This is a genomic window from Shinella curvata (genome assembly GCF_022899935.1).
Classification (GTDB): domain Bacteria; phylum Pseudomonadota; class Alphaproteobacteria; order Rhizobiales; family Rhizobiaceae; genus Shinella; species Shinella curvata.
In genome coordinates this window covers 776,547-800,768 of sequence record NZ_JALJCJ010000002.1, presented here as the reverse complement: position 1 = coordinate 800,768, position 24,222 = coordinate 776,547, and the positions used below count along the sequence as shown (strand labels likewise).

The 24,222-nt window shown below is 62.0% G+C and carries 24 protein-coding genes and 1 tRNA gene; 10 read left to right on the top strand and 15 right to left on the bottom strand.

Going from position 1 to position 24,222, the window contains the following annotated elements:
• Positions 1-6: 6 nt before the first annotated feature.
• Positions 7-2,265, bottom strand: coding sequence for an exopolysaccharide transport family protein (locus tag MUU55_RS09940; RefSeq protein WP_244760608.1), 2,259 nt, complete (start codon positions 2,263-2,265; stop codon positions 7-9).
• 212 nt (positions 2,266-2,477) lie between these two features.
• Between MUU55_RS09940 and MUU55_RS09935 the strand changes: the two genes are divergently transcribed.
• From MUU55_RS09935 to MUU55_RS09910, 6 genes are all read left to right on the top strand, one after another.
• Positions 2,478-3,053 (top strand): polysaccharide biosynthesis/export family protein, encoded by a 576-nt coding sequence (locus MUU55_RS09935; RefSeq protein ID WP_244760607.1) that lies wholly within the window; start codon positions 2,478-2,480, stop codon positions 3,051-3,053.
• 5 nt (positions 3,054-3,058) lie between these two features.
• Complete coding sequence (locus tag MUU55_RS09930) at positions 3,059-4,225, top strand: glycosyltransferase family 4 protein (RefSeq protein ID WP_244760606.1); 1,167 nt, start codon at positions 3,059-3,061, stop codon at positions 4,223-4,225.
• A gap of 79 nt (positions 4,226-4,304) precedes the next feature.
• The gene (locus MUU55_RS09925; protein ID WP_244760605.1) at positions 4,305-5,879 is read left to right on the top strand and encodes an undecaprenyl-phosphate glucose phosphotransferase; all 1,575 of its coding nucleotides are present in this window, start codon (positions 4,305-4,307) and stop codon (positions 5,877-5,879) included.
• Complete coding sequence (locus tag MUU55_RS09920) at positions 5,876-7,111, top strand: O-antigen ligase family protein (protein ID WP_244760604.1); 1,236 nt, start codon at positions 5,876-5,878, stop codon at positions 7,109-7,111. The genes MUU55_RS09925 and MUU55_RS09920 overlap by 4 nt, the downstream gene beginning before the upstream one ends.
• Before the next feature lie 40 nt (positions 7,112-7,151).
• Complete coding sequence (locus MUU55_RS09915) at positions 7,152-8,273, top strand: glycosyltransferase (RefSeq protein WP_244760603.1); 1,122 nt, start codon at positions 7,152-7,154, stop codon at positions 8,271-8,273.
• A gap of 169 nt (positions 8,274-8,442) precedes the next feature.
• On the top strand, positions 8,443-9,315 hold the full coding sequence (locus tag MUU55_RS09910; protein WP_244760602.1) for an acyltransferase: 873 nt from the start codon (positions 8,443-8,445) through the stop codon (positions 9,313-9,315).
• A 269-nt stretch (positions 9,316-9,584) separates the two neighbouring features.
• Here MUU55_RS09910 and MUU55_RS09905 read toward each other — a convergent pair whose 3' ends face one another.
• A complete protein-coding gene (locus MUU55_RS09905; protein ID WP_244760601.1) occupies positions 9,585-10,505 on the bottom strand; it encodes a calcium-binding protein in 921 nt (306 codons plus the stop codon).
• A gap of 262 nt (positions 10,506-10,767) precedes the next feature.
• Positions 10,768-10,844: transfer RNA gene (locus MUU55_RS09900), tRNA-Pro, on the bottom strand.
• A gap of 273 nt (positions 10,845-11,117) precedes the next feature.
• Here MUU55_RS09900 and MUU55_RS09895 point away from each other — a divergent pair.
• On the top strand, positions 11,118-11,423 hold the full coding sequence (locus MUU55_RS09895) for a hypothetical protein (RefSeq protein WP_244760911.1): 306 nt from the start codon (positions 11,118-11,120) through the stop codon (positions 11,421-11,423).
• A gap of 112 nt (positions 11,424-11,535) precedes the next feature.
• Here MUU55_RS09895 and MUU55_RS09890 read toward each other — a convergent pair whose 3' ends face one another.
• Positions 11,536-11,910, bottom strand: a complete 375-nt coding sequence (locus MUU55_RS09890; protein ID WP_244760600.1) for a YbhB/YbcL family Raf kinase inhibitor-like protein — start codon at positions 11,908-11,910, stop codon at positions 11,536-11,538.
• A 207-nt stretch (positions 11,911-12,117) separates the two neighbouring features.
• On the opposite strand from MUU55_RS09890, the gene MUU55_RS09885 reads away from it, so the two are divergent.
• Positions 12,118-12,369 (top strand): GlsB/YeaQ/YmgE family stress response membrane protein, encoded by a 252-nt coding sequence (locus MUU55_RS09885; protein ID WP_244760599.1) that lies wholly within the window; start codon positions 12,118-12,120, stop codon positions 12,367-12,369.
• A gap of 162 nt (positions 12,370-12,531) precedes the next feature.
• On the opposite strand, the gene MUU55_RS09880 is transcribed toward MUU55_RS09885, so the two are convergent.
• Entirely contained in the window at positions 12,532-13,545 is a 1,014-nt protein-coding gene (locus MUU55_RS09880) for a porin (RefSeq protein WP_244760598.1), read from the bottom strand.
• 454 nt (positions 13,546-13,999) lie between these two features.
• On the opposite strand from MUU55_RS09880, the gene MUU55_RS09875 reads away from it, so the two are divergent.
• Complete coding sequence (locus MUU55_RS09875; protein ID WP_342346051.1) at positions 14,000-14,272, top strand: hypothetical protein; 273 nt, start codon at positions 14,000-14,002, stop codon at positions 14,270-14,272.
• Between the two features lie 150 nt (positions 14,273-14,422).
• Here MUU55_RS09875 and MUU55_RS09870 read toward each other — a convergent pair whose 3' ends face one another.
• From MUU55_RS09870 to MUU55_RS09845, 6 genes are all read right to left on the bottom strand, one after another.
• Positions 14,423-14,953 carry a MerR family transcriptional regulator gene (locus MUU55_RS09870; RefSeq protein ID WP_244760597.1) on the bottom strand — a complete coding sequence of 177 codons (531 nt, stop codon included), beginning with the start codon at positions 14,951-14,953 and terminating at the stop codon, positions 14,423-14,425.
• Positions 14,954-15,170: 217 nt separating this feature from the next.
• Positions 15,171-15,509: an integration host factor subunit alpha gene (locus MUU55_RS09865; RefSeq protein ID WP_244760596.1), complete on the bottom strand. Its 339-nt coding sequence runs from the start codon at positions 15,507-15,509 to the stop codon at positions 15,171-15,173.
• 99 nt (positions 15,510-15,608) lie between these two features.
• On the bottom strand, positions 15,609-16,580 hold the full coding sequence (locus MUU55_RS09860) for a beta-ketoacyl-ACP synthase III (RefSeq protein ID WP_244760595.1): 972 nt from the start codon (positions 16,578-16,580) through the stop codon (positions 15,609-15,611).
• Positions 16,581-16,583: 3 nt separating this feature from the next.
• Positions 16,584-17,642 (bottom strand): phosphate acyltransferase PlsX, encoded by a 1,059-nt coding sequence (gene plsX / locus MUU55_RS09855; protein ID WP_244760594.1) that lies wholly within the window; start codon positions 17,640-17,642, stop codon positions 16,584-16,586.
• Between the two features lie 119 nt (positions 17,643-17,761).
• A complete protein-coding gene (locus MUU55_RS09850; RefSeq protein WP_244760593.1) occupies positions 17,762-18,316 on the bottom strand; it encodes a YceD family protein in 555 nt (184 codons plus the stop codon).
• A gap of 20 nt (positions 18,317-18,336) precedes the next feature.
• Positions 18,337-18,891 carry a ubiquinol-cytochrome C chaperone family protein gene (locus tag MUU55_RS09845; RefSeq protein ID WP_244760909.1) on the bottom strand — a complete coding sequence of 185 codons (555 nt, stop codon included), beginning with the start codon at positions 18,889-18,891 and terminating at the stop codon, positions 18,337-18,339.
• Between the two features lie 152 nt (positions 18,892-19,043).
• On the opposite strand from MUU55_RS09845, the gene MUU55_RS09840 reads away from it, so the two are divergent.
• Entirely contained in the window at positions 19,044-19,514 is a 471-nt protein-coding gene (locus tag MUU55_RS09840) for an outer membrane protein assembly factor BamE (RefSeq protein WP_244760908.1), read from the top strand.
• 80 nt (positions 19,515-19,594) lie between these two features.
• On the opposite strand, the gene MUU55_RS09835 is transcribed toward MUU55_RS09840, so the two are convergent.
• The 4 genes from MUU55_RS09835 to ribH form a co-directional block, all read right to left on the bottom strand.
• Positions 19,595-21,730 (bottom strand): sodium-translocating pyrophosphatase, encoded by a 2,136-nt coding sequence (locus MUU55_RS09835; protein WP_244760592.1) that lies wholly within the window; start codon positions 21,728-21,730, stop codon positions 19,595-19,597.
• Between the two features lie 193 nt (positions 21,731-21,923).
• On the bottom strand, positions 21,924-23,150 hold the full coding sequence (locus MUU55_RS09830; RefSeq protein ID WP_244760591.1) for an MFS transporter: 1,227 nt from the start codon (positions 23,148-23,150) through the stop codon (positions 21,924-21,926).
• A gap of 24 nt (positions 23,151-23,174) precedes the next feature.
• The gene (gene nusB, locus MUU55_RS09825) at positions 23,175-23,657 is read right to left on the bottom strand and encodes a transcription antitermination factor NusB (RefSeq protein ID WP_244760590.1); all 483 of its coding nucleotides are present in this window, start codon (positions 23,655-23,657) and stop codon (positions 23,175-23,177) included.
• Positions 23,654-24,115, bottom strand: a complete 462-nt coding sequence (gene ribH / locus MUU55_RS09820; RefSeq protein WP_244760589.1) for a 6,7-dimethyl-8-ribityllumazine synthase — start codon at positions 24,113-24,115, stop codon at positions 23,654-23,656. The genes nusB and ribH overlap by 4 nt, the downstream gene beginning before the upstream one ends.
• Between the last annotated feature and the right edge of the window lie 107 nt (positions 24,116-24,222).

Here is a 24,222-nt window from a genome sequence, read left to right as displayed (position 1 = left end):
AACGCCCTAGGCGGCGACCCGGTGACCCGGATAGTGCGGCGGTTCGCCCTCCTCGCCGGTCATCAGCACGATCTCGGTATAGCCGGCCTCGCCGAAGGCGCCGATCAGATCCACGATCGCGTCTTCGTCCGCATCCGGAATGGACAGAATGATATCGGTATCGCGATCGCGTGTCAGGCGGCGCACGCCTTCGACTTCCGCCGGGCCGCATTCCACGATGACCGTGTCATAAGCGTCCGACAGCGAATCGATCACCATCGAGAGACGGTCTATGCCGCGCATGGCGCGCTTGATATTGGCATTGCCGCGCGGGATGATATGGGCGCTCGACAGGCGGTCACCATGGATGATCTCGCTGAAGGCCGCGTCGCCCACCAGCAGGTCCGTGATCCCGGGCACATGGGTGGACTGGGCCATGAGTCGCGTCGGGCAGGCCGAGCCGGTGAGATCGATGATCAGCGTCTTGCGGTATTCTTCCGCGATGCGGCGGGCCAGCATGACGGTCGCCGTCGAGCCGCTGTCACCCGATGGCGATACCGAGACCGCCACGGAAATGTTGTTCTCGATGATATGGCGCGCAACGGCAGCGACGGAGAAATCGCTTTCCTCATCGAGGGCGATCGCATCGACCAGCGACGACCGCGCGACCTCCTCGTCCTCTTCCTCTTCCGGCTCCGGTTCCAACTCAATGCCGGACAGCAGGGATTTTGCGGGCGCCCGGATATCCTTGACCGCGCCGGGGTCCAGGCGGCTGACCGGGACCTTTCGGACCGCCGGCTCATCCGCCGCTGCCTCGACCACGACCGGCTCGACCGCAACCTCCTCCTCCTCGCGTCGGCGCGACGCGACGGCAACACCACCGATCGGCTTCAGCGCGCGGCCGCTGAACAGTTCGGCGAGCAGGATCACGATGGAGCTCAGCGCAAAGCCGGCGATGCCACCGACGATGGTGATGGGAATAATCTTCGGGAAATCGACTTCCGTGGGTGCGACGGCGGCGGAGATAATGCGGGCGTCGGCCGGCGTCGAATTGTTGTCGGTGCGTGACGTCGCCTCGCGATAGCGCGCGAGATAGGTTTCGAGAAGCTGGCGCTGGGCCGTCGCCTCACGCTCCAGCGCCTTCAGACCCACCTCGTCCTCGCCAGCGCGCGCCGTATCGGCCTTCACCGTATTGAGCTGCTGTGTCAGCTGCGTTTCGCGAAGCCGCGCGGTCTTCGCCTCGTTTTCCAGGCTCGACAAGATCTTCTGCGTTTCCGACTTGATCTGCGTGCGAATGCCCGCCAGCTGGGAACGCAGCCCCTTGAGGCGCGGATGGCCTTCGAGCATCGAGGTGGAAAGATCGGAAATCTGGCTCTGGATCTGCGCCTCGGTTTCCTTCAGGCGCTGGATCATCTGCGAACCGACGACCTCGCTCAACGTATCGGGCGCACCGCCGGACTTCAGCACGGCGCGAACGCCTTCCGCACGCGCCTCGGCCGTCGCGCGTTCACCGCGCACGCGCGCCAGTTCCGTGGAAATGTCGTTCAGCTGACGCACCGCGAAAGTGGAATTCTCGCCCGTCGGCAGCAGGTCGGCTTGCGAACGGTATTCGGCGACCTTCTGCTCGGCCTCCCGCACCTTTTCACGCAGATTGGCGATCTCCGGCTCCAGCCAGCGCGTCGCCTCGGAATTGGTGTCGAGCTTGGCGCCGCTCTGCAGCGACAGATAAACCTTGGCCATCTCGTTCGGAATGGCTGCGGCAAGTGCCGGGTCTTTCGACGTGAACTCGATGGCGATGACGCGCGATTTCTCCACCTGGTAGACGGCGAGCTTCTCGTTGAATTCCTTCAGCACGCGATCTTCCGGCGCGAGATCGAGCGGGCTCTTCTTCACGCCCAGCAGCACAAGGAGGTCGGAAATCGCAGACGGCTTGGCGGCCGCATCGAATTCCTCCAGTTCATGCAGTTTCATATTGCGCGCGACCTGCTTGACGAGATCGGCGGACTTGAGGAGCTGCACCTGGCTGGCGATGCCGAGTTCGTCGAAGGCCGGCTGTTCACGGCCCTGCGTGCGGTCCGTGCCCGTGGTGAAGGCCGGCTCGCGCGTTTCGATGAGAAGGCGGGATTCGCTCTTGTATTTCGGCGTGATGAGGCTCGCACCGACGAAGGCGATGCCCGCGCCGGCAACGGTCGCCAGCAGCACGCGCATACGGTTACGCCAGATCGCACCGAAAAGGCTGCCAAGGTCGATATCGACATCCTGCTGGCTCTCGTGAACGCCCGACATATCCCTGCTCCAAACACGACGATTTGCCCGCACGGTAAACAAACATGGTAACGCAAGGGTTAATTATCGCCGGTTGCCGAGACCCCTTCCCGTACCCGTTTCGCGAAAAAGTCTCCGTCCTGATCCGGTTCGTGTGCGATCCTTTACCAGCCATTAACCCTAACGGATCGATAACGGGCACAAGACTTCTGATTTCCGGATTGGGAAAGCGAATGACGTTCGCAACGATCAACAAGGGCATGCTGCTCGCGCTGGCACTTATCGTGCCGGCCGTTTCGGGCTGCAGCGGCTACCGCCCTGCCCCCAAGGCCTTCCACGAGGCGACCATCCAGCCCTATCGTCTCGACAGCGGCGATCGGCTGCGCGTCACCGTCTTCGAACAGCCCGGCCTCAGCAATACCTATACGATCGATCAGGCCGGCTACATCGCCTTCCCGCTGGTCGGCGCCGTCCCTGCACGCGGCCAGACGATCCAGGAACTCGAACGGGTTATCGCCACGAAATTGCGACAGGGCTACCTTCGCGATCCCGACGTTTCCATCGAGGTCGACCGCTATCGATCCATCTATATCATGGGTGAAGTCGGTCAGGCCGGGCAATACAGCTATGTCGCCGGCATGACGATCCAGAACGCCATCGCGGTGGCCGGCGGCTTCTCTCCGCGCGCCAATCAGGGCGATGTGGACGTCACGCGCAAGATCAACGGCAAGATCATCACGGGCCGCGTCTCCATCTCCGATCCCGTGCTGGCCGGAGACACCATCTACGTCCGCGAACGGCTGTTCTGAGCGTTATGGCGGACGATGGGCCTCTGCGCATCATTCATTGTTTCCGGTCGCCCATCGGCGGGATCTTTCGCCATGTGCGCGATCTCGCCGAATTCCATGCCAAGGCCGGGCACGATGTCGGCATCGTCTGTGACAGCCTCACGGGCGGCTCGTTCGAGGATGCGCTGTTCGACGAGATCCGTCCCTATCTTTCCCTTGGCCTCGTCCGCCTGCCGATCAGCCGCGCCGTCAGCCTGCGCGATATCGCGGCGTTCAGGCATAGTTACCGTGAAATCAAAAGTTTGCAGCCGGATGTGTTGCACGGTCATGGCGCCAAAGGCGGCGCCATTGCCCGGCTCATCGGCTCAGCCCTGCGGGTCAACAGGTATCGCGTAGCCCGCCTCTATTCGCCGCATGGCGGCAGCCTGCACTACGACCGCCGCACCGTCACGGGTCTTTCGATTCTGACGGCGGAGCGGCTGCTCGAACGGCTCGGCGACAGCCTGGTCTTCGTCTGCGATTTCGAGCGCGACGCTTACGCCACAAAGGTGGGAAAGCCCCGCAAACGCGCCGAACGCATCTACAACGGCATCCATGACCGGGATTTCGAGATCGTGCACCCACGCGAGGATGCGGTCGATTTCCTCTATATCGGCATGCTGCGCGACCTGAAGGGGCCGGACGTTTTCGTCGATGCCTTCGCTCGGACGGAACGCCTCGTCGGCCGGCCGCTCTCCGCTCTGATGATCGGCGACGGACCGGACAAGGAAAAGTATGAGAATATGATGCTGCGCTGGGGGCTCGGCCGACGCATCGCCATGATGCCCGCCATGCGCGCCCGCGAGGCCTTTGCTCTCACCCGCAACGTCGTCGTGCCGTCGCGCGCGGAGGCCATGCCCTATATCGTGCTTGAAGCGCTTGCCGCGCGCAAACCGGTCATCGCGAGCCGTGTCGGCGGCATTCCGGAAGTTCTCGGCCAGAACAGCATCGCGCTTGCCGAGCCAGGCGATGCGGATTCGCTCGCCAACGTGATGCGGGAAGCCGTCAACGATCCCGACTGGTTCCACAAGGTCATGCCGGAGCCCCAGACCTTCAAGAATACGTTCTCGGCATCGACGATGTCGTCCTCGTTGCTCGATCTCTACCGCGACATCCTCGCCGGCCAGGCTGGCGGAAAACGATACGCCCCCTGAGCGGCCAGCCTTCCGCCACGTAAACGTTTCTTAGGGGCTTCGTGCTATCTCCGGTACAAAGCCCCTACAGGTGCGTGCCATGAACCATGTCGACAAACCCGACTCCTTCGATCCCGAAGAACTGAGGCGGAAAGTTTCCGAAATCCGGACGATCGCGGCCAACAGTCCTCCGTCGGACTATGACGGCGGCCGAACGGTCGAACTGAACCCGCTTGCCCAGAAGATCGCGCTACAGTTTCGTGCGGACACCTATTCGCCGAGCATGATCATCGGCCTGCTGCGCTTGCTCGAATTCATCGCCCTGCTGACGGTCGGCTACGCTATCCACCTTGCCTATGTCAGCGCGCCCGGCATGAACATGACCGTCTTCTACCTGTCGGTGCTGTTCGGTGGCTCGGCCGTCGGCGTTCTGCTGTTGCAGCTGGCCGACGCCTACCAGGTGCCGGCCCTGCGTTCGCCCTGGCGCATGACGCCGCGCATTCTTGCCGCATGGGCCGCCGCCTTCGGCGCAATGGCGCTCGTCGTCTTCTTCTTTAAGTCCGGCGAGGAATATTCCCGCGTCTGGTTCGCCTCCTGGTTTGCGGGCGGTGCGGTCTACCTGCTCGTCGAGCGCCAGATCATCGCCTATTCGATCCGCCGCTGGGCCCGCAACGGCACCATGGAGCGCCGCGCGGTGATCGTCGGCGGCGGCGAACCCGCCAAGGAGCTCATCCGGACGCTGGAACACCAGCCGGAAAACGATATCCGCATCTGCGGCATCTTCGACGACCGTGACGAGCGCCGCTCCCCCTCGATCATCGCCGGCTATCCCAAGCTGGGCAACGTCGCCGAGCTCGTCGAATTCGCCCGCCTCGCACGCATCGACATGCTGATCATCTCGCTGCCGCTTTCGGCGGAGGCGCGCATTCTCTCGCTCCTCAAGAAACTCTGGGTGCTGCCCGTCGACATCCGCCTTGCAGCCCATGCCAAGGGTCTGCGTTTCAGACCGCGCAGCTATTCGCAGGTCGGCAACCTGCCGATGCTCGATATCTTCGACAAGCCGATCGCCGACTGGGACAATGTCGCAAAACGCATCTTCGACATTTTCTTCTCCGTCGTGGCGCTGCTGCTGCTCTGGCCGGTCTTCCTTGGTGCAGCGCTCGCCGTAAAGCTTTCCTCGCCCGGCCCGATCCTCTTCAAGCAGAAGCGTCACGGTTTCAACAACGAGGTCATCGAGGTCTACAAGTTCCGCTCGATGTACACGCACCTTTCCGATCCGACGGCGCGCGCCGCGGTGACGAAGGGCGACCCGCGTGTGACCGCCGTTGGACGCTTCATCCGCAAGTCCTCGATCGACGAATTGCCGCAGATCTTCAACGTGCTGAAGGGGGAACTCTCGCTCGTCGGCCCGCGCCCGCATGCCATCCAGGCCCAATCGCACGACCGGAAATATGTCGATGTGGTCGAAGGCTATTTCGCACGCCACCGCGTCAAACCCGGTGTTACCGGCTGGGCGCAGATCAACGGCTGGCGCGGCGAGATCGACCATGACGACAAGATCCGCTTCCGCACGGAATTCGATCTCTATTACATCGAGAACTGGTCGCTCTGGCTGGACCTGAAAATCCTGGTGCTCACGCCCTTCCGGCTGCTCAACACGGAAAACGCCTATTGAGCGACACGGCCCTCCCCTATGCCCCGCCTTTCCGGCCGCAGCTTGCGGCCCTCGGCGTCGTGGGATCGATGCTGGTGGCCGTGGGCGTCTTTCTCTCCGGCTTCGTCATCAGCGAGCCTGCGCCCTATGAACTCTTCATGGCCGCTCTCATCGGCCTCTGGGCGATCGTCGGCCTGCGCATCTCGCGCTACATCGCGCCCCTCGTGGTGCTCATCCTGCTTTTCAATGTCGGCGGCATGCTCTCGCTGACGATGCTGGATGACCTTTCGGTCGGCCCGATGTATATCGCCGTCTCGCTGTTCCTGGCGCTTTCCAGCATCTTCTTCGCCTCCATCGTCGAGGCCAGGCACGAGCGGCTAGACCTCATCTTCCGCGCCTGGGTGGCCAGCGCCATCATCACCTCGCTGCTCGGCATCCTCGGCTATTTCCATGCCTTTCCCGGCAGCGAGGCCTTCACGCTCTACGACCGCGCCAAGGGCGCCTTCCAGGATCCGAACGTCTTTGGCCCCTTCCTCGTTGCCCCCTCGCTCTACCTCGTGCACGGGCTGCTCGCCGGCCGCATCCTTGGCGCACCGCTGAAGATCGTCGGCGTTCTCATTCTCGCCCTCGGCCTGTTCCTGTCCTTTTCCCGCGCGGCCTGGGCACTCTACCTTTTCTCGGTGGTCGCCCTCGTCTTCATCATGCTGCTCAAGGAGCGCACGGGTGCCTTTCGCCTGAAGATCCTGGTCCTCAGCCTTTCGGCCGCCGGGTTGATGATCATTGCGCTGCTTGTCGCGCTTCAGTTCGACAAGGTCGCCGACCTCTTCTCCAGTCGCACGCAGCTCGTGCAGGACTACGACGGCGGTCATCTCGGCCGGTTCGACCGCCATCGCATCGGTTTCCTCATGGCGATGGAAAAGCCGCTCGGCATCGGTCCCATGGTGTTCAGCCAGATCTTTCCCGAAGACGAACACAACATCTGGCTGAAATCGCTGACCTCCTACGGCTGGCTGGGTTTTGCCTGCTACTTAACCCTCATCGTCTGGAGCCTGTGGGCGGGGTTCAAAATGCTCCTGCGCAACCGGCCCTGGCAACCCTATCTCATGATCGCCTTCATCACCGTTGTCGGACACACGGCGATCGGCTTCGTCATCGACACGGACCACTGGCGCCACGCCTATCTGCAGATCGGCGTGCTCTGGGGATGCATCGCGCTCGAAAAGCGTCACAACAGAAAGACCGGATCGGGCTGATCGCATCATGACACCCTTACAGGACAGGAACCCGCGGCAAATGCGTCTCATGGAGGTGCTGGAGCCAAGCGGCGGCGGCTCCGGCCGGCACTTCATCGACCTGTGCCGTGGTATGCAGGCACGCGGCCATATCGTGCATGCCGTCTATTCGCCTGTTCGTGCCGAAGAACGTTTCGTCGAAGAGCTGCGGGGGCTCGGCCTCGCCGGCGTGCATTCCGTCCCCATGGCGCGCTCGCCGGGACCTTCGGATCTCGCAGCATGGCGGTCGCTCAACGCCGTCGTGCGTCGTGCGGGGCCTTTCGATATCATCCACGGCCACTCGTCGAAGGCCGGCGCGCTTTCGCGGCTGCGCTTGTCCGGCCGTCCCATAGCGCGGGTCTATACGCCGCACGCCTTTCGCACCATGGATCCCGGCCTGGGCAATCTCGGCCGCAAGATCTACGGCTCGATCGAAAGGCTCCTTGCCCGCGCCTTCACCGAGCGGCTGATTTGCGTCTCCGCCGACGAATACGCCCACGCCCGCGCTCTGGGCATGCCCCGTGAAAAGCTGTCGATCGTCGTCAATGGCGTCGGGACACCGCCAACGGATATGCGCGAGGCCGTGCGCAGCGCGCTGGCCATCCCCGCCGACGCCCTCGTCTTCGGCTTCGTCGGCCGTCTTTGCCACCAGAAGGCCCCCGAACGCCTGATCGCCGCCTTCCAGCTTCTCGCCGCACGCGCGCCGAATGCCTATCTCCTGATGGTGGGGACCGGTGAAATGGAAGACACGGTTCGCCAACGGATCGCAGCAAGCGGCTTTGCCGACCGCATCTGCCTTACCACCCGTTTCACCGGCCCGCAGGCCATGGCCGCCATCGACGCGCTGGCGATGCCAAGTCGCTATGAGGCAATGTCCTATGTCATGCTGGAGGCTGCCGCCGCCGGCAAGCCGATGGTGCTGACGGATGTCGGGGGTGCCTCCATGGTGCTGAAGGACGGCGAGAACGGCGTGTTGGTGGAAAACGACGACAACCCGGAACGCCTTGCCGCCGCGATGCTCCACCTCACCGACACAGACCGCCTTGCCAGCCATACCAGGGCTGCCCTCGCCCGCAGCCACGACTACGGCCTGGACCGCATGATCAGCGAGACGGAAGCGATCTATCGCGGATTGATCGCCTGAAGCACCACGAAGCGTCACGGACGCGATGACGGGCCTCGATTGGTTCCATCGCCGTCGGCTTTGCCGGGACCGATGGCGAACGTTCCGAAATAGAGATGGCGATTGCCGCCTTGCAATGGCGGCGACGCGCCGTTATCCCAATCTGGTCGGCATCTGGAGGACATATTGCATGAAACAATCGGCACGTGGGCTGATCGAAGCCGCGTTGGGGGGGCGCAAGGCTTCCGGCGAGCCGATTTCGGCGCACAGGTTGTTCGAACATGCCTTTCAGGAGGGCACGGCTCCCGACAGGTCGCTTCTGCTTTGGGGAGAGGACTTCCCCGACTGCCAATATGAGCGGATAGAACTGGAGCATTTCCATTTCTCCGCCAAAGGCAAGCAGCCGGCGACGAATTGTTGGCTATGGTGTCCGGTCGGGTCCTGGTCGGCGATCAGGGCCGTTGTGAAATTTGCCGCTCCCAAGCCCATAAAGGACTGCAATTTCTACTTTTTTCGGGTGCCTGCTCCCACTTCGAAAATCAGGTTCACCCTTCGGGGCGACAACCAGACGGCGGTTTTGTTTTCGGAGCGGATCATGCGCTTCAACGCAACAATGGTGGACGCCGGCAACACGCTCACCATCGGTGAAAACACCTATATCGGCGGCGGTGAATTGTCGCTTGGCCGGACGACCGTGACGATTGCCGCCGGCGGCCTGTGGTCTGACGGCGTTCTTCTGCAGGGGACGGACAGCCACGGGATCGTCGATCTCGATACAATGCGGATCATCAACAACGTGCCGAAGCACATCACGCTGAAGCGAAGGGTCTGGCTGGGGCGCGGCGCGAGCGTCATGAAGAATGTCACGATAGAAGAAGGCGCCATCGTCGGCGCTGCGGCCCTCGTCGTGAAGGATGTCCCCAAAGCATGCGCCGTCGCCGGTATCCCGGCGAAAGTCATCAAGGAGCGCGTGACGTGGACGCAGCGACGGTCCGTCATCATGGATGATGAAAAGCAATATATACTGCGTTTGCGCAACGAGATGAAATCGTCAGCGGAGTAAATTGCGCGACAGCCCGCTCCTTCACCGTAAAACGCTGGACAACGGCCTGATCCTGCAAGCCGCGGCTCCAACATTCCCGCCACGCCTCTTTCGAATACGCAGCCCAGCGATTTCGCTCCTGCGAGCCTCGAGACGCTGGCTTCCCGCACGGCGTATGGCGTTCGCAGGCCCCAACCTGCCCAATCTGCGAAACGACATGCCCCGCTCGGGGCGGGGCATGGAAGGTACAAGCAACCTGCGGTTTGATCAGATGCTGTCGCTGACAGCCGCTAGAGGATGAAATCGCCCTTTGCAAAATTGACGAGGGCATCCACCTTGACGGAGAAGTCGATCTTGCCGTCGCCGTTCACGTCGCCCTGTATAAAGGTATCGCCCGACTTGTGTTCGTAGCGAAGCTCGCCGGCTTTCTTGTGGAAGCCGTCCGATCCGATGAAGGAAAACGCCTGGTTTCCGCCCACCTTCACATTGGCGTCGATCGCCTTCAGGTCGATTTTGTCGCCCTCTGAACGGGCAAAGTCGTAGATCGTGTCTTGGCTGGTCAGCATGGAATTGGCGATCGATTTGAACTGGAAGATATCCGCTCCCGCTCCACCCCAGAGCCTGTCGGCGCCGGCACTGCCCTGCAGCAGGTCGTTGCCGGAACTGCCCTTGAGGATATCGTTGCCCACACCGCCCAGAAGCGTATCATTGCCGGCACCACCGTTCAGCATATCCGCGCCGTCGCCGCCGTTGAGGTAATCCTTGCCGGAGCCGCCGTAGATTTTGTCCGCATCGCCGCCGCCGAAGAGGCTGTCATCGCCGGCATAGCCCAGGATCACGTCGTCCGAAGCGCCACCGTGAATGATGTCACCACCTTTGAAAGTGCTTTGCACGAAAGCTTTTACCGCTGCGGCCGTTCCATTTTCGACAAGATCCAAGATCTTCGGGACCGAGATGGAAACACCGGAAAGCAAGAACACCGTCTTGCCCCCCTCGACGCCACCGATGCTCTTGATCGTACCCGCCACGGGAACGCCGTTGCTGTCGGCCTGGAAACCGGATCCTTTGATCGTGATCTTGGTTCCATCAATTGTGCCGGTGATCAAGGTACTGGTGAACTTTGTGATCTTCGCGGACTCCAAATCTCCTACATAGAAATCGAAGTCCGCCATGTCGATTGAATAGTCGCCGCCAACCTTAATAGAAGCCATCACACCCTCCAAAGTAGATTCCTAATATAGTATTAGCGCAAGCAACGAATGCGCGCAACGGATCCTATTGGGTGTACCGCGGCTCGCGATTGAAGGATGGAAGCCCTACGAAGCGAACGAGTTGCGCTATCTCTTCGACTGGCGAATTTTCTGCAAAATTCGGCGGAAAGACCCATACTCTGAATTCATTGATGCTGCTGCAGGAGGGATAGCGCCAAAGGCTGTGCTTCGCGCGAACACCATGATTTTCAAGGTGTTAAAATGGTCGGAATGGCGGGATTCGAACCCACGACCCCTTGACCCCCAGTCAAGTGCGCTACCGGGCTGCGCTACATTCCGGACCGACGAAACCCCTATAGTCTCGGGGATTTCGATGCAAGCCCAAAAACATGCCCGGGGAACAAAAGTGGGGAATTATCCATGCAGGCAGCATGGGGGCTGGCGACGGCGGCCGCGCTGTGCTTACGCATGGTGTGGCAGCCGGCGCGTGCGGCCCGCAACAAACCGGCACGCGGCGTTGCAGTATGGTTCATTGCGGCGGGCTCTTGCGTTTGCGGTGCGCTTGCGCAACCTTCTTACGCTGCGCATTTTCAGGACTGGCATTGGAAACCTATGACCGACAAAATCTTCGATACCCTGACCGGCATGTACTTCACGGTCGATGCTCCCGATGGAAGCTATGGAACCGGCCAGGTCATCCGCCTCGCAGCCGAAGGCATCTACTTCATTCGCTACGACGGCACGGAAGTGACGCTTCCCCTTGAACTCGTCTCGATCGGCGAGATGCTCGAGACCACCGACGAAGAATACAAGCTTTGGCGGTTTTTCGACACGCTCGAAGAACGGGACACGTGGATCGAGTGGCTGGATGCGCCATCCAAGCCGCGTGTGGTCTCACTGGTGAAGCCGACCAAGTAGTTCCGTCGGCGCCGTCTTCCGGCCGTGCAATGCAACAGCCTCAATCCGGACAGCCGGGCCGTGTGCGGTCCGGCTGTCCGACGTCACGCGCCTGCCACTTGCGCGCCCGGCTTTAGGGAAACAATTTCGTGGCGGTCGCCGCGGCGATTTTCTTGCCCTTGGCGTCCAGTGCCTTGATCGTAAACCGGTACTTGTGTCGACCGGTGGGCGGGCATGGGCCTTTATATCGGAAGGCACCGTATGCGAGCGTCTTCTGACCGCTATAAGCCACCTTTCCGCCGCCATGTGAAAAGCCGGGCGCATTGAGGTCCGTCATGCGGATGTCGAGCTTGACCGTTCCATCCGGCACGCCTGACAATTTGAACGGTGGAGACTTGCCGTCGAAGCACTTTTTGGTCGGCCCCCAGTCGAAGGACGCCGCCATGTCGGCTGCAAATGCGGCGGAGCACATGCCGAGAGAAATCAAGCCAGCCAGGAATATACGCATGCACGCCTCCATTATGTGTTGATCGGAGGCAGACTAGGCGATTTCTCGATCTAAATGCGACTCAAAATTGCAGATAGACAGTCATTTTTTTAACGACTTCCATAGCGCCTCGCCCGTATTTTTCAGGCCTTGCGGAACTTTTCTGCCTCTCGCGCATTTCCGCGCCGGCTACTTACATGGGTAGCAATCAGGCGTGAGGAGACGGGAATGGAAGATGCAGGGATCGGCTGGATCGCAGCCATCATTATCGGCGGCATCGCCGGCTGGCTCGCCGAGATGTTCATGAAAAGCAACATGGGCGTGCTGATGAACATCGTGCTTGGCATCGTCGGCGCAGCGGTCGCAAACCTGCTGCTCGGTCTGATCGGCGTCTCCCTCGGTGGATGGCTAGGCTATCTCGTCGCCGGCTTTATCGGCGCCTGCGTCCTTATAGCCATCGCGCGCGCCATACGGCGCTAAATCGGTCAAGGATCGCGAACAGCGCATTTCAAAAAATGACGGCCTGCCTGTAGGGTCGGCAACAAGAGGCCGCCAGACCAGCGGGCCGGGACTTAAGAACTGTGCCCGGCCTCGCGTTTTGCGGGAGGCCGGACGGTCAGCCGACTGGAGGATCAGGCCAACTTAGAACGAACGCTGGAAGCGGACGATGCCACCCCATGCATTGCCGTCGGATTCGCGGTCGCGGTAGACCACTTCCGGCGTGACAACGAAGCCCGGAACGACCGTGAAAGCGACGTTGGCGGCGGCCACGAAGGTTTCGCTGTCGTCATAGGAAAGCTGCGTGTTGAACGTCAGGCGCTCGGTGACCGGTGCAGAAACGCCACCCCAGACAGCCCAGTCGCCATCCCACGTTGCGTAGTCGTTGCGGAAGGCGCCTTCGGTGTTCCAGCCAGCCATGACAAAGGCCGAGATGCCGCCGAACGTACCATCGAGGCGGGCCTTGATCGCGCCTTCTTCGAGGCTCGAATCGAAGCCGCCGAGCACGCGCACCTTGAAAGTCTCGCCTTCGTAGCCAACGCCAGCGACGATGTTCGGAACGTAGTCGTTGCCTGCGTCCGGGAAGTCTTCAAGGCTAAGGATGGCCGTGATGCCGTTGTCAGACTTGTAGTTGTACTGGATGACGTTGGCTTCATCCGGACCGAAGTCGATGAGGTCATCGATCAGAACCGAGCCAGCATTGCCGGTGTAGGTGATGAACGCCGATTCCGTCTTACCGACGCGGAAACCCGCGAGGTCGATATAGGCGTGACGGACGTCGGTCGTGTTGTTGCCCTGGCGCCAGTTGAAGCGGAGTTCGGTGTAGGTCTTCAGCGCACCGTATTCGGTGTCCGAAGCCGTCGAGACGCGGAGGTCAAAGCGCGAACGCGTATCCCACTCGTCGCCGAGCGAACCGTTTGCCTGGTTGGCGTTGAGGCCGAGAAGTTCGCCGCCACGGACGTCCATGCGAACGTAGCCGCCGATCTTGAGGCAGGTTTCCGTGCCCGGGATGTAGAAGTAACCCTTGCCGAACGCGTCGCAGACGCGAACATATTCCATCGGCTCAGGCTCAGCAGCGACGATCGCGTCTGCAGCGTGAGCGCCCGAAACCGTGACGAGGGCGGCGGCCGAGCCGATGAGGAGGCCCTTGATGTTCATTTTCAATCTCCGTTAGATTCATTGGGCCGGGCCCCTCTCCGCAAAACGATCTGTCCCGCGGATGCCCCGGCCACCGGGCGGCGGAAGTGCAATCCCGCAGCCGGCTGCCGGGAAATTACCCAGACGGAGAATGGTCTCAATCGCCAAAGCGAATTGTGACGGAAGTGTGACGGTCGGCGACCGACGAGGCGTTGCCGGAAAGACACGCATTTCGCGTATGTGACATTTTCATGACGGACTTTTGTGAATTTTATGAAGTTATTTCAACATTATAACAGGAAGCGTCACGCGCATTGGTAGAATTTCTCATGACACATTCAGGCAAACGGGAGCCGACCAAGTGACCAATCGATTCCCCTCCTCCTCTTGCCGCACCTCTGCTTGACTGAACGGACAACAGGAACATAATAAGAACACTCATGAGGGCCGGCCGCCCTTTCAACGGAAGAACGAGATGCAACCGAACACCCCGCACGAGATGAAACCGACGCTGGAAGACAGCGCCGTACAGCAGGCACTGGAGAAATATGATGGCGATGCCCATGCCGTTATTGCCGGCCTGCTTGCCGATTGCGGACATCTGCGCAACCAGCTCGCCCTGGCCTCGCGCATGATGGGCCACGGTTACTCGAGAGGCTGGGTTCCCGATCCCGATCGCCTGCCAAATCCACCGCCGGACAACGGAGCACAAGACGCCAAAACTGTCGGGTGGCGCGACGAAGGCTAACAACGAGACGTCCACGGCCCTTTCGATCGCTCGGCCCAGTCATCAGCGCGCCAGCACCGTTTGTGGCGTTCGCTGGACGGGATACGGCTCCCTCAGAAGGAAACCGGTGACGGCACAAGGTGGCGCGCTTCGCGGTCCCTGCCAATCGCCTCAGCGGACCTGGTCGAGAAGCCGCTTGCACTCGAGGAGATCGTAGAGCGCCTCCTGGAGGAGGGCACGGTCTTCCTTGCCGACACTGGTCTTGCCAAGCGAGATTTCCGGCGTGTCGTCACCACCGCCGACAAAGGAGAAGAAGCGCCGGCTGGTTGGCGCCTTGGCGCGGCCGACGATCTGGTCCTCGTCACTTCCGGCCTTCGGTGGCGTCGGCTCCTCGTGGCTGGCTGCGGCCAATGCCTCGACGGTCGCCAAATCACCGCTGGCGATTGCCGCGACGAACCTGTTGCCATTGAGCTTCAACAGTTTCTGCACGCCCTTGATCGTATACCCGTGATCGTAGAGCAGATGACGGATGCCCTTCAGGAGATCCACGTCCTCGGGACGATAATAGCGCCGGCCTCCGCCACGCTTCATCGGCTTGATCTGCGTGAAGCGCGTTTCCCAGAAGCGCAGCACGTGCTGCGGCAGATCGAGATCGTCGGCGACCTCGCTGATGGTACGGAAAGCGTCCGGACTCTTGTCCATTCTGTCCTCGATGAAAGCTTACGGCGACGGGCGAAAGACGCTCTGCCGAATCGTATTCATTTCAGCGGCTTGCCGGGCTATATTCAAGTTTCAAATTGCTTGCGGAGCATCAATCGACGCAAAAACCACCAAATTCGGTAGGAAACGGATAGCGGCCGCCCGCCTTCGCGACAAGATTGCCGCCCGGAACGCGGCTTTGGGCGATGGAGGCTTCGGCTCAGGAGGCGGGGGAAGCCGGCTTCTGCTTCGCCTTGCGCGAAAGATGCTGCTTCAGCACCCGCTGCTTCAACACGTTCGATGCCTTGAAGGTCATGACACGGCGTGGCGAGATCGGTACTTCCTCGCCGGTCTTCGGATTGCGCCCGATGCGCTCATTCTTGTCGCGCACCTGGAACGTCGCGAAGGAGGAGAGTTTCACGCTCTCGCCCCGGACGATGGCATTGCAGATCTCGTCGATCACGGTTTCGACGAGTTCCGCCGATTCGGTTCTGGAAAGGCCGACCTTACGGAAAACCGATTCGGCCAAATCTGCACGTGTCACCGTCTTGCCGCTCATCGTTCCTCACCGATTTCCTATTGAAAGCGTATGGTTAGTGGCGGGAGAGTATTGTCCTTGCCCCCTGTGGTCAAGCGGCGCGACGGCAACGCCGTGCCCTTACCAGCGAAGCAGCACCGCACCCCAGGTAAAGCCGCCGCCCATGGCCTCCAGAAGCACGATATCGCCTTCCTTGATTCGCCCGTCGCCCGCTGCCGCGGCGAGCGCCAGCGGAATCGAGGCGGCCGACGTATTGCCGTGCTGATCGACGGTGACGACGACTTTTTCGAGCGGAATGCCGAGTTTCTTGGCCGAACCGTCGATGATGCGCTTGTTGGCCTGGTGCGGTACCAGCCAGTCGATATCGTCGGCCGTGAAGCCGGTCGCATCGAAGGACGAGATGACCACGTCGGTGATCATGCCTACGGCGTGTTTGAAGACCTCGCGCCCCTCCATGCGCAGATGACCGACCGTGCCCGTCGTGGACGGGCCGCCATCGACGAAGAGTTTGTCGCGGTGCGCGCCGTCGGAGCGCAGTTGTGTCGTCAGCACGCCGCGGTCGGCATTGGTGCCGGCGCCTTCCTGGGCTTCCAGCACGATGGCACCGGCCCCGTCGCCGAAGAGAACGCAGGTCGTGCGGTCCGTCCAGTCGAGGATGCGTGAAAAGGTTTCAGCACCGATGACGAGCACGCGCTTGGCAAGACCGCCGCGGATATAGGCATCCGCCGTCGTGACCGCATAGACGAAACCGGAACAGACCGCCTGCACGTCGAAGGCAAAACCGTGGTGCATGCCCAGGCGGTTCTGGATGTTGACCGCCGTCGCCGGGAACGTGTTGTCCGGCGTCGAGGTCGCGACGATGATGAGATCGATGTCGGCGGCCGTCAGGCCGGCCTTGTCGAGTGCGGCGCGCGCGGCCCCCTCGCCCAGCGAGGCCGTCGTCTCCCCCTCGCCGGCAATGTAGCGCTGGCGGATGCCGGTGCGCTGCACGATCCACTCGTCGGACGTGTCGACCATGCTTTCCAGTTCGGCATTGGTGAGCACCCGCTTCGGAAGCGCTGTCCCGAAACCGCGGACCACTGAACGGATCATTCTCTATTCCTCGTCGCTCATGGCCTGGGCGGCGCCCTCAACGGGACGGCCGGCATGATACTTCTGCAAATCGTTTTCGATCTTTTGTTTCAGGCCGTTGCGGGCCATGTCGTAGCCGACGTCCACCGCTGCGGCAAAACCCTCGGCATCCGTGCCGCCATGGCTCTTGATGACGATGCCGTTGAGGCCGAGGAACACGCCGCCATTCACCTTGCGCGGGTCCATCTTTTCGCGCACGCGGTCGAACGCGCTTTTCGCGAGGATGTAGCCGAGCTTGGCAAGCCATGTGCGCGACATGGCGGCACGCAAGTACTCCGCGATCTGCCGCGCCGTGCCTTCCGCAGCCTTGAGCGCGATGTTGCCGGCAAACCCTTCCGTGACCACCACGTCCACCGTGCCGCGACCGATATCGTCGCCTTCCACGAAGCCATAGTAGTCAATCGTGTCGAAATTGGCCTCGCGGATCAGCTGACCGGCAGCCTTCACCTCTTCCTGGCCCTTGATTTCCTCCACGCCCACATTGAGCAGACCAAGCGTCGGCTTGTCGACCTCGAACAAAGCACGCGCCATGGCGCCGCCCATCAGGGCGAAGTCGAAGAGTTGGTTGGCGTCTGCGCCGATGGTGGCGCCGATATCGAGCACGATGCTTTCGCCTTTCAGCGTCGGCCAGATGCCGGCGATTGCCGGGCGCTCGATATTGGCCATCATGCGCAGGCAGAACTTCGACATGGCCATCAGCGCGCCGGTATTGCCGGCGGAAACCGCGACGTCGGCCTGGTCCTTGGCGACCGCATCGACCGCCTGCCACATGGAGGATTTGCCACGGCCGCGGCGCAAGGCCTGGCTCGGCTTCTCGTCCATGGCGACGGCGACGTCACAATGATGGAAGGTGCTTGCGGCCTTCAGCTTGGGGTATTGCGCCAGGAGCGGTTCACATTCGGCGGCATTGCCAAACAGCACGAAGCGGATGTCGGGATGGCGCTCAAGGGCCTTGGCTGCGCCAGGGATTGCGACCTTCGGGCCGAAATCGCCACCCATGACATCGACGGAAATTCTGACCACGCGTGCCTTGCCTTTTTGATTCATGTCCGGCCGGCAGCCGGGCTGCCAGGGCGGAATTCGGCCAAAATACCGCTTTTCGCGGGGGTGACAACTGAATTATCGGCCACTTTTAGAGCCGTTCAGTCTTTTTTCCAGTCCTTCAGAACGGCAAAAGGCGACGGTTTTTTGTCGTCCTTGTCAGTGCCTTCGATATGGCCGGAAAAGTCGACATTTGCCTTGCGGGGATAGGGGTCGATGGCGAGTGCGGCATATTCGGCGGCCACCGCGCCGGCATCGATCGTATCGCCGGTGAAGATTTCCGGTGCGTCCGGCCCATTGGGGTCCAGCAGCATCTCACCTGTCTCGATGGCGACCGGCATCCGCGCGAGTTTGGAACCCTCCGGCACGAAAACAACCTCGACCGGCTCGTCGATATGGGATTCGACCGGATCAAGCGTGACCACGCAGGCCTGTACGATATCCGCGGTGACGCGCCCCTTCAGCCGCACGCCATCGCGCTTCCAACGCTGAACGGTGAAGGTCGCTTCGAGCGCCTTGACCTCGAGCACGGACCAGAGGTCGGCCAGGCCGATCCTCTCCCTGTCGTTCGCGCTCAATTTCACCTCGACCGCGTTGGCCGAGATATGGGCGACCTTGACGGGATAGGAAAATGGCGGTTCGTCGTCTTTCTTCATCACTTGCCTTCCGGCCGCCCTCAGGCGGCGTGTTCGTCGCGGCCGGGCTCAACAACCGCAAGCGCGCCCGCCTTTATGTCATCGTCGCCGACTTCAGCCATCGCGGCTTCGGCGGCGAAGAGGTAGCCTGCAAGGCCCGCCATGGTGGGCGCGGCCTCACCGGCCTCCGGATAGATGTTCCGCCGGAGCGCCGCCGCGAGCCCTTCCCGGTTGCCGCTGTCGAGCGCTGCCGCATAGGATTCCAGCCGGCCATAAAACATGCCGGCGAATTTCTTCATGCGCTTGGGCACGCCGACATCGCCGACACCTAGTTCGCGAATCGAGTGATCGACGTCCTCGAAAAAGGCATCGACGATCTCCTGGGCGATCTCCTGACCGGACGTACCGCTTGTCCGGGTACGGCGAAAGTAGAGGATCAGCACCGCCGAAAGCATCTCGAAGCGCCCCATCACCGTGTCGGGAACTTCAAGCGCTTCATAGAGATAGGGATGCCGCGCGGCCGTTGTAAGCGTCGCGTACTGCTTTTCGACGATGCGCCGGTTGCCGTTTTTTTTGCCGAACAGGCCGAAAATCATCATAAAGCCTAGTTTTGCCCGATTCAAACCATGGAGCCATTGCAAGTCATGTTGCATGAGGCTCGAAGCTGGTTTACCGAAGCAGGCATGAATTGCAATGGCTGCGCGGCCATCATAGTCCCTGGGATGTTGTGAAGAGAGATTCTGTGAAGATGAAGCTGTTGCGTAACGCCGCCATTGCCGCCACCCTCTCCGCGTCCATCCTCGCGGGTTGCCAGGGCGCCGGCGAAGTTCTGCACCAGGGTTACGTCGTCGACCAGGAAACGCTCGCGCTTGCGCCCGTCGGCTCCTCCCGCGAGCAGGTTCTGCTTTCGCTGGGTTCGCCATCCTCGACTGCGACCTTCGACAACGAGGTCTTCTACTACGTCTCGCAGAAGCGCACCCGCCCGGTCGCCTTCATGAAGCCGAAGCTCGTCGAACAGAGCATTCTCGCCGTCTATTTCAACAAGGACGGCAATGTGGAGCGCCTGGCGCACTATACGCTGCAGGACGGCAAGGTCTTCGACATGATCGCCCGCGTCACGCCGACGGGCGGTGCGGAAACGACCTTCCTCGGCCAGTTGCTGAAGGGTGGCGCAAACCCGGCCAGCATGATCCAGAACGCAATCGGCGCTCAGAAGTAAATCTGAGCCTTTTCGACCGGAACGGAATCAAAAAACCGCGGGGATCGCTCCCCGCGGTTTTCTTTTGAGCACCATGCCGGTCAGGCGAGAACGGCGAGCAGCAGCAAGGCCACGATATTGGTGATCTTGATGGCCGGGTTGACGGCGGGGCCGGCGGTGTCCTTGTACGGGTCGCCGACGGTGTCGCCGGTGACGGAGGCCTTGTGGGCTTCCGAACCCTTCAGGTGACGCGTGCCGTCCTTGTCGACGAAACCGTCCTCGAAGCTCTTCTTGGCATTGTCCCAGGCGCCGCCGCCCGAGGTCATGGAGATCGCCACGAAGAGGCCGTTGACGATGACGCCGAGAAGCGAGGCGCCGAGTGCCGCAAAGGCCGAGGCCTTAGAACCGGAGATCAGCAGCACGCCGAAATAGACGACGAGCGGCGCCAGCACCGGCAGCAGCGACGGCACGACCATTTCGCGGATCGCCGCCTTGGTCAGAAGGTCGACCGCGCGACCGTAATCCGGACGCTCGGTGCCCGCCATGATGCCGGGCTTTTCGCGGAACTGCCGGCGCACTTCCTCGACGATCGACCCCGCCGCACGGCCGACGGCCGTCATGGCGATACCGCCGAAGAGATACGGGATGAGACCGCCGAAGATCAGGCCAGCCACCACATAGGGGTTGGAGAGATCGAAGGAGATCGAGCCGACATCGGCGAAGTAGGGATACTTGTCACCGTTCGCCGCAAAGTAAGCGAGGTCGTTCGAATAGGCGGCGAAGAGCACCAGCGCGCCCAGACCCGCCGAACCGATCGCATAGCCCTTGGTGACGGCCTTGGTCGTGTTGCCGACGGCATCGAGCGCGTCGGTCGACTTGCGCACTTCCGGTGGCAGATGGGACATTTCGGCGATGCCGCCGGCATTGTCCGTCACCGGACCGAAAGCGTCGAGCGCCACGATCATGCCGGCAATGCCGAGCATGCCCGTCACCGCGATGCCGGTTCCGAACAGGCCGGCGAGCTGGTAGGTGGCGATGATGCCGCCGACGATGACGATCGCCGGCAGAGCCGTCGATTCCAGCGAGACGGCAAGGCCCTGGATGACGTTGGTGCCGTGACCGGTCACCGAGGCCTGCGCGATGGAGTTCACCGGACGCTTGTTGGTGCCCGTGTAGTATTCGGTGATCACGACGATGAGCGCCGTCACCACGAGGCCGAGAAGGCCGCAGATGAAGAGGTTCGTGCCGGTAATCTCCTTGCCGGCGACCGTGCCGATGGGACCCCAGCCGATCGTCAGCGACGTCGCGGCGGCAAGGCCCGCGATGGAAAGCACGCCGGTGACGATGAGGCCCTTGTAGAGCGCGCCCATGATCGAGCCGTTCGAGCCGAGCTTGACGAAGAACGAACCGATGATCGAAGTGATGATGCAGGCGCCGCAGATGGCCAGCGGGTAGATCATGGCGGAAGCCAGGATCGGTGCGCCGGCAAAGAAGATGGCAGCGAGAACCATGGTGGCGACGACGGTCACCGCATAGGTCTCGAAGAGGTCGGCCGCCATGCCGGCGCAGTCGCCGACATTATCGCCCACATTGTCGGCGATGGTCGCCGGGTTGCGCGGATCGTCTTCGGGAATGCCAGCTTCCACCTTGCCGACGAGGTCGCCGCCGACATCAGCACCCTTGGTGAAGATGCCGCCGCCGAGACGGGCGAAGATGGAGATCAGCGAAGCGCCGAAACCGAGCGCGACGAGCGCATCGATGACTTCGCGGGAGGCCGGCTCCTGGCCGAGAACGCCGGTGAGAATCCAGTAGTAGATGGACACGCCGAGAAGGGCGAGGCCGGCCACCAGCATGCCGGTGATCGCACCCGACTTGAAGGCGATGTCGAGACCGGAGGACAGACTGACCGACGCGGCCTGCGCCGTGCGCACATTGGCGCGGACGGACACATGCATGCCGATAAACCCGGCAACGCCAGACAGGACGGCACCGATCAGAAACCCGATGGCGGCCGTAGCGGAAAGAAGCAGCCAGGTGCCGACGAAGACGACAACACCGACGATCGCAATGGTCTTGTACTGCCGGGTGAGATAGGCCTGCGCCCCTTCCCGGATATAACCTGCAATTTCCTGCATGCGGGCATTCCCCTGGTCGGCGGCAAGCACCGACTGTGTCGCCCAGATGGCATAGACCACCGAAAGCAACCCGCATGCGATAACGCCAAACAATATGGTCATTTCGCTCTGTCCTCCTAGGAAGCCACGGGGTCCTCTCCCCGCAGCCGATATGCGCCCGCTCCTGCTTGCCTCCTCACAAGACAGGGGCCGGCGCGCGGCCAGAGTGCGTTTGCGAATCGGTTGCGTCAAGTCGCCGCACTGCGGCAACCGCTTCTAGAAAACGGATTTTTTGGCGCGGGTCGATCTGAACCGATTAGACGGCGGCGCGGCGATTGCGCAAAAGCAAAAGCAGCACGAGAACGAGGCTGATGCCGGTGATCGGCCAGAACAGCAGGTTTATCGTCTGCCAGCCATAGGCGTTGAACACCTTGCCCGAGGAGAAGGAGGCAAGCGCCACGGCACCGAACAGGATGATGTCGTGGAAGCCCTGAACCTTGTCGGCCTCGTGCGGCCGGTAGCTGGAGGCGACGATGGCGGTGGCGCCGATGAAGCCGAAATTCCAGCCGACGCCGAGCAGGATCAGCGCGCCCCAGAAGTTCCAGAGTTCGATGCCCGCATGCGCCACGGTCGCGCAGCCCATGAGGATGACGAGGCCGGCGGCCACGACCTTCTCCGAGCCGAAGCGCTGGATCAGCATGCCGGTGAAGAAGCTCGGCGCGAACATGGCGAGCACGTGCCACTGGATGCCGAGTGTCGCCATTTCCGGCGAGAAACCGCAGCCGATGACCATGGCAAGCGGCGCGCCGGTCATCATGAAGGTCATCAGCGCATAGGTGGAAATGCCGCAGATCATACCGGTGAGGAAGCGCTGCGTCAGCACGATCTCACGGAGCGGCCGCGCCGCCTGCCCGCTCGCCACACCAGCCGCCTTGTGATCGGGCAGGCGCAGGAACAGGAAGAGCACGATGGCGGCAAGGCACAGCGGCGCGAGCGCGACGAAGGCGCCGGCAAACAGCACCGGCTCGAACAGGTCCTTGGTGAGGATCACCACCTGCGGGCCGAGAATGGCGGAAATGACGCCGCCGGCCAGAATCCAGGAAATCGCGCGGGGCTTGTAAAAGGAGGGGGACGCATCGGCGGCGGCAAAACGGATCTTCTGCGCAAAACCGCTCGATATGCCGACGAGCACGAAGCCGAGCGCGAAGAGCCAGAAGTCGCCACGGAAGAGCGCAATCGCGGCAATCAGGCCCCCCCCTGCCCCGATCAGCGCGCCGACGATGAAGCCATAAGCGCGGCCGAGCATGCGGGCGGCGATCGCCACGAAGACGGCGCCCAGCGCGACGCCAATGTTGAAGCCGGTGAGCGGGGCGGTTGCGAGCGACTTGTCGGGGCCGAGCAGGTTATAGCCCGCAAGACCGCCGACGGAGAACACGATCGGACCGGACGAGGCCAGAAGCGCCTGTGCCAACGTTAACAGGAAGACATTGCGGCGTGCGGCCGAAAGCTCCCGTTCAAGACCTTCGACCGTACCCGTGCTCATGCTGCCTACCGTTATTTGCGTGTGCTATTTTCGCGCGTCTGGCCGAAGCTGCTTGGCGATCCGGTCCAGAACCGCATTCACCAGCTTGGGCTCTTCATCCTCGAAGAACGCCTTGGCGATCTCGACATATTCCGTGACGATCACGGCGATCGGCACGTCCTTGCGTTCCTTCAGCTCGAAGGTACCGGCGCGCAGGATCGCGCGCACCGTGGAATCGAGACGAGACAGCGCCCAGTCGTCCTGGAGCGCTGTGCCGATCAACGGATCGAGCAGACGCTGATCGCGCACGACGCCGGCGACGATCGAGCGGAACCACGAGGCATCGGCCTTGAGATAGGTGTCGCCGTCGAGTTCCTGTCCGAGGCGATGCGTCTCATATTCGGCGACGATCTCGAGCACGCCCGAACCGCCGATATCCATCTGGTAGAGCGCCTGCACGGCCGCAAGGCGCGCCGCGCCACGCTGGTTGGCCGGCTTGACCGGCTGCTGGTCCTTGTCCGTCGTCACAGTTCGCCGCCCAGTTTCTTCTTCAGTTCGATCATCGTCAGCGCGGCGCGGGCAGCAAAACCACCCTTGTCGCCTTCCGAGCGGCGGGCGCGGGCCCAGGCCTGCTCGTCGTTCTCGACGGTCAGGATGCCGTTGCCGATCGGCAGGCTCTCGCTGACGGCGAGGTCCATGAGGGCGCGGCTCGATTCGTTGGCGACGATGTCGAAATGGTAGGTCTCGCCACGGATGACCATGCCCAGCGCGACGAAACCGTCATAGAGCGTGCCGCCATTGTCCATGCCGTCAAGCGCCATGGCGATGGCAGCGGGAATTTCGAGCGCGCCCATCACGGTCACGATATCATAGGTGGCGCCGGCGGTATCGAGCGCGTTTTTCGCGCCATCGAGCATCGCATCGGCCATGTCGTCGTAGAAGCGCGCCTCGACGATGAGAAGATGAGGATTATCGGTGTTGGCCATGTATCACCTGAAAATTGGAGGCGGGCCACGCAAATGCGGGCAGAAGCGGCGGTCAAACCACGACCGGCGAGGCTTGGCAAGAGTTTTCCACCGGGTGCGGCGATTTC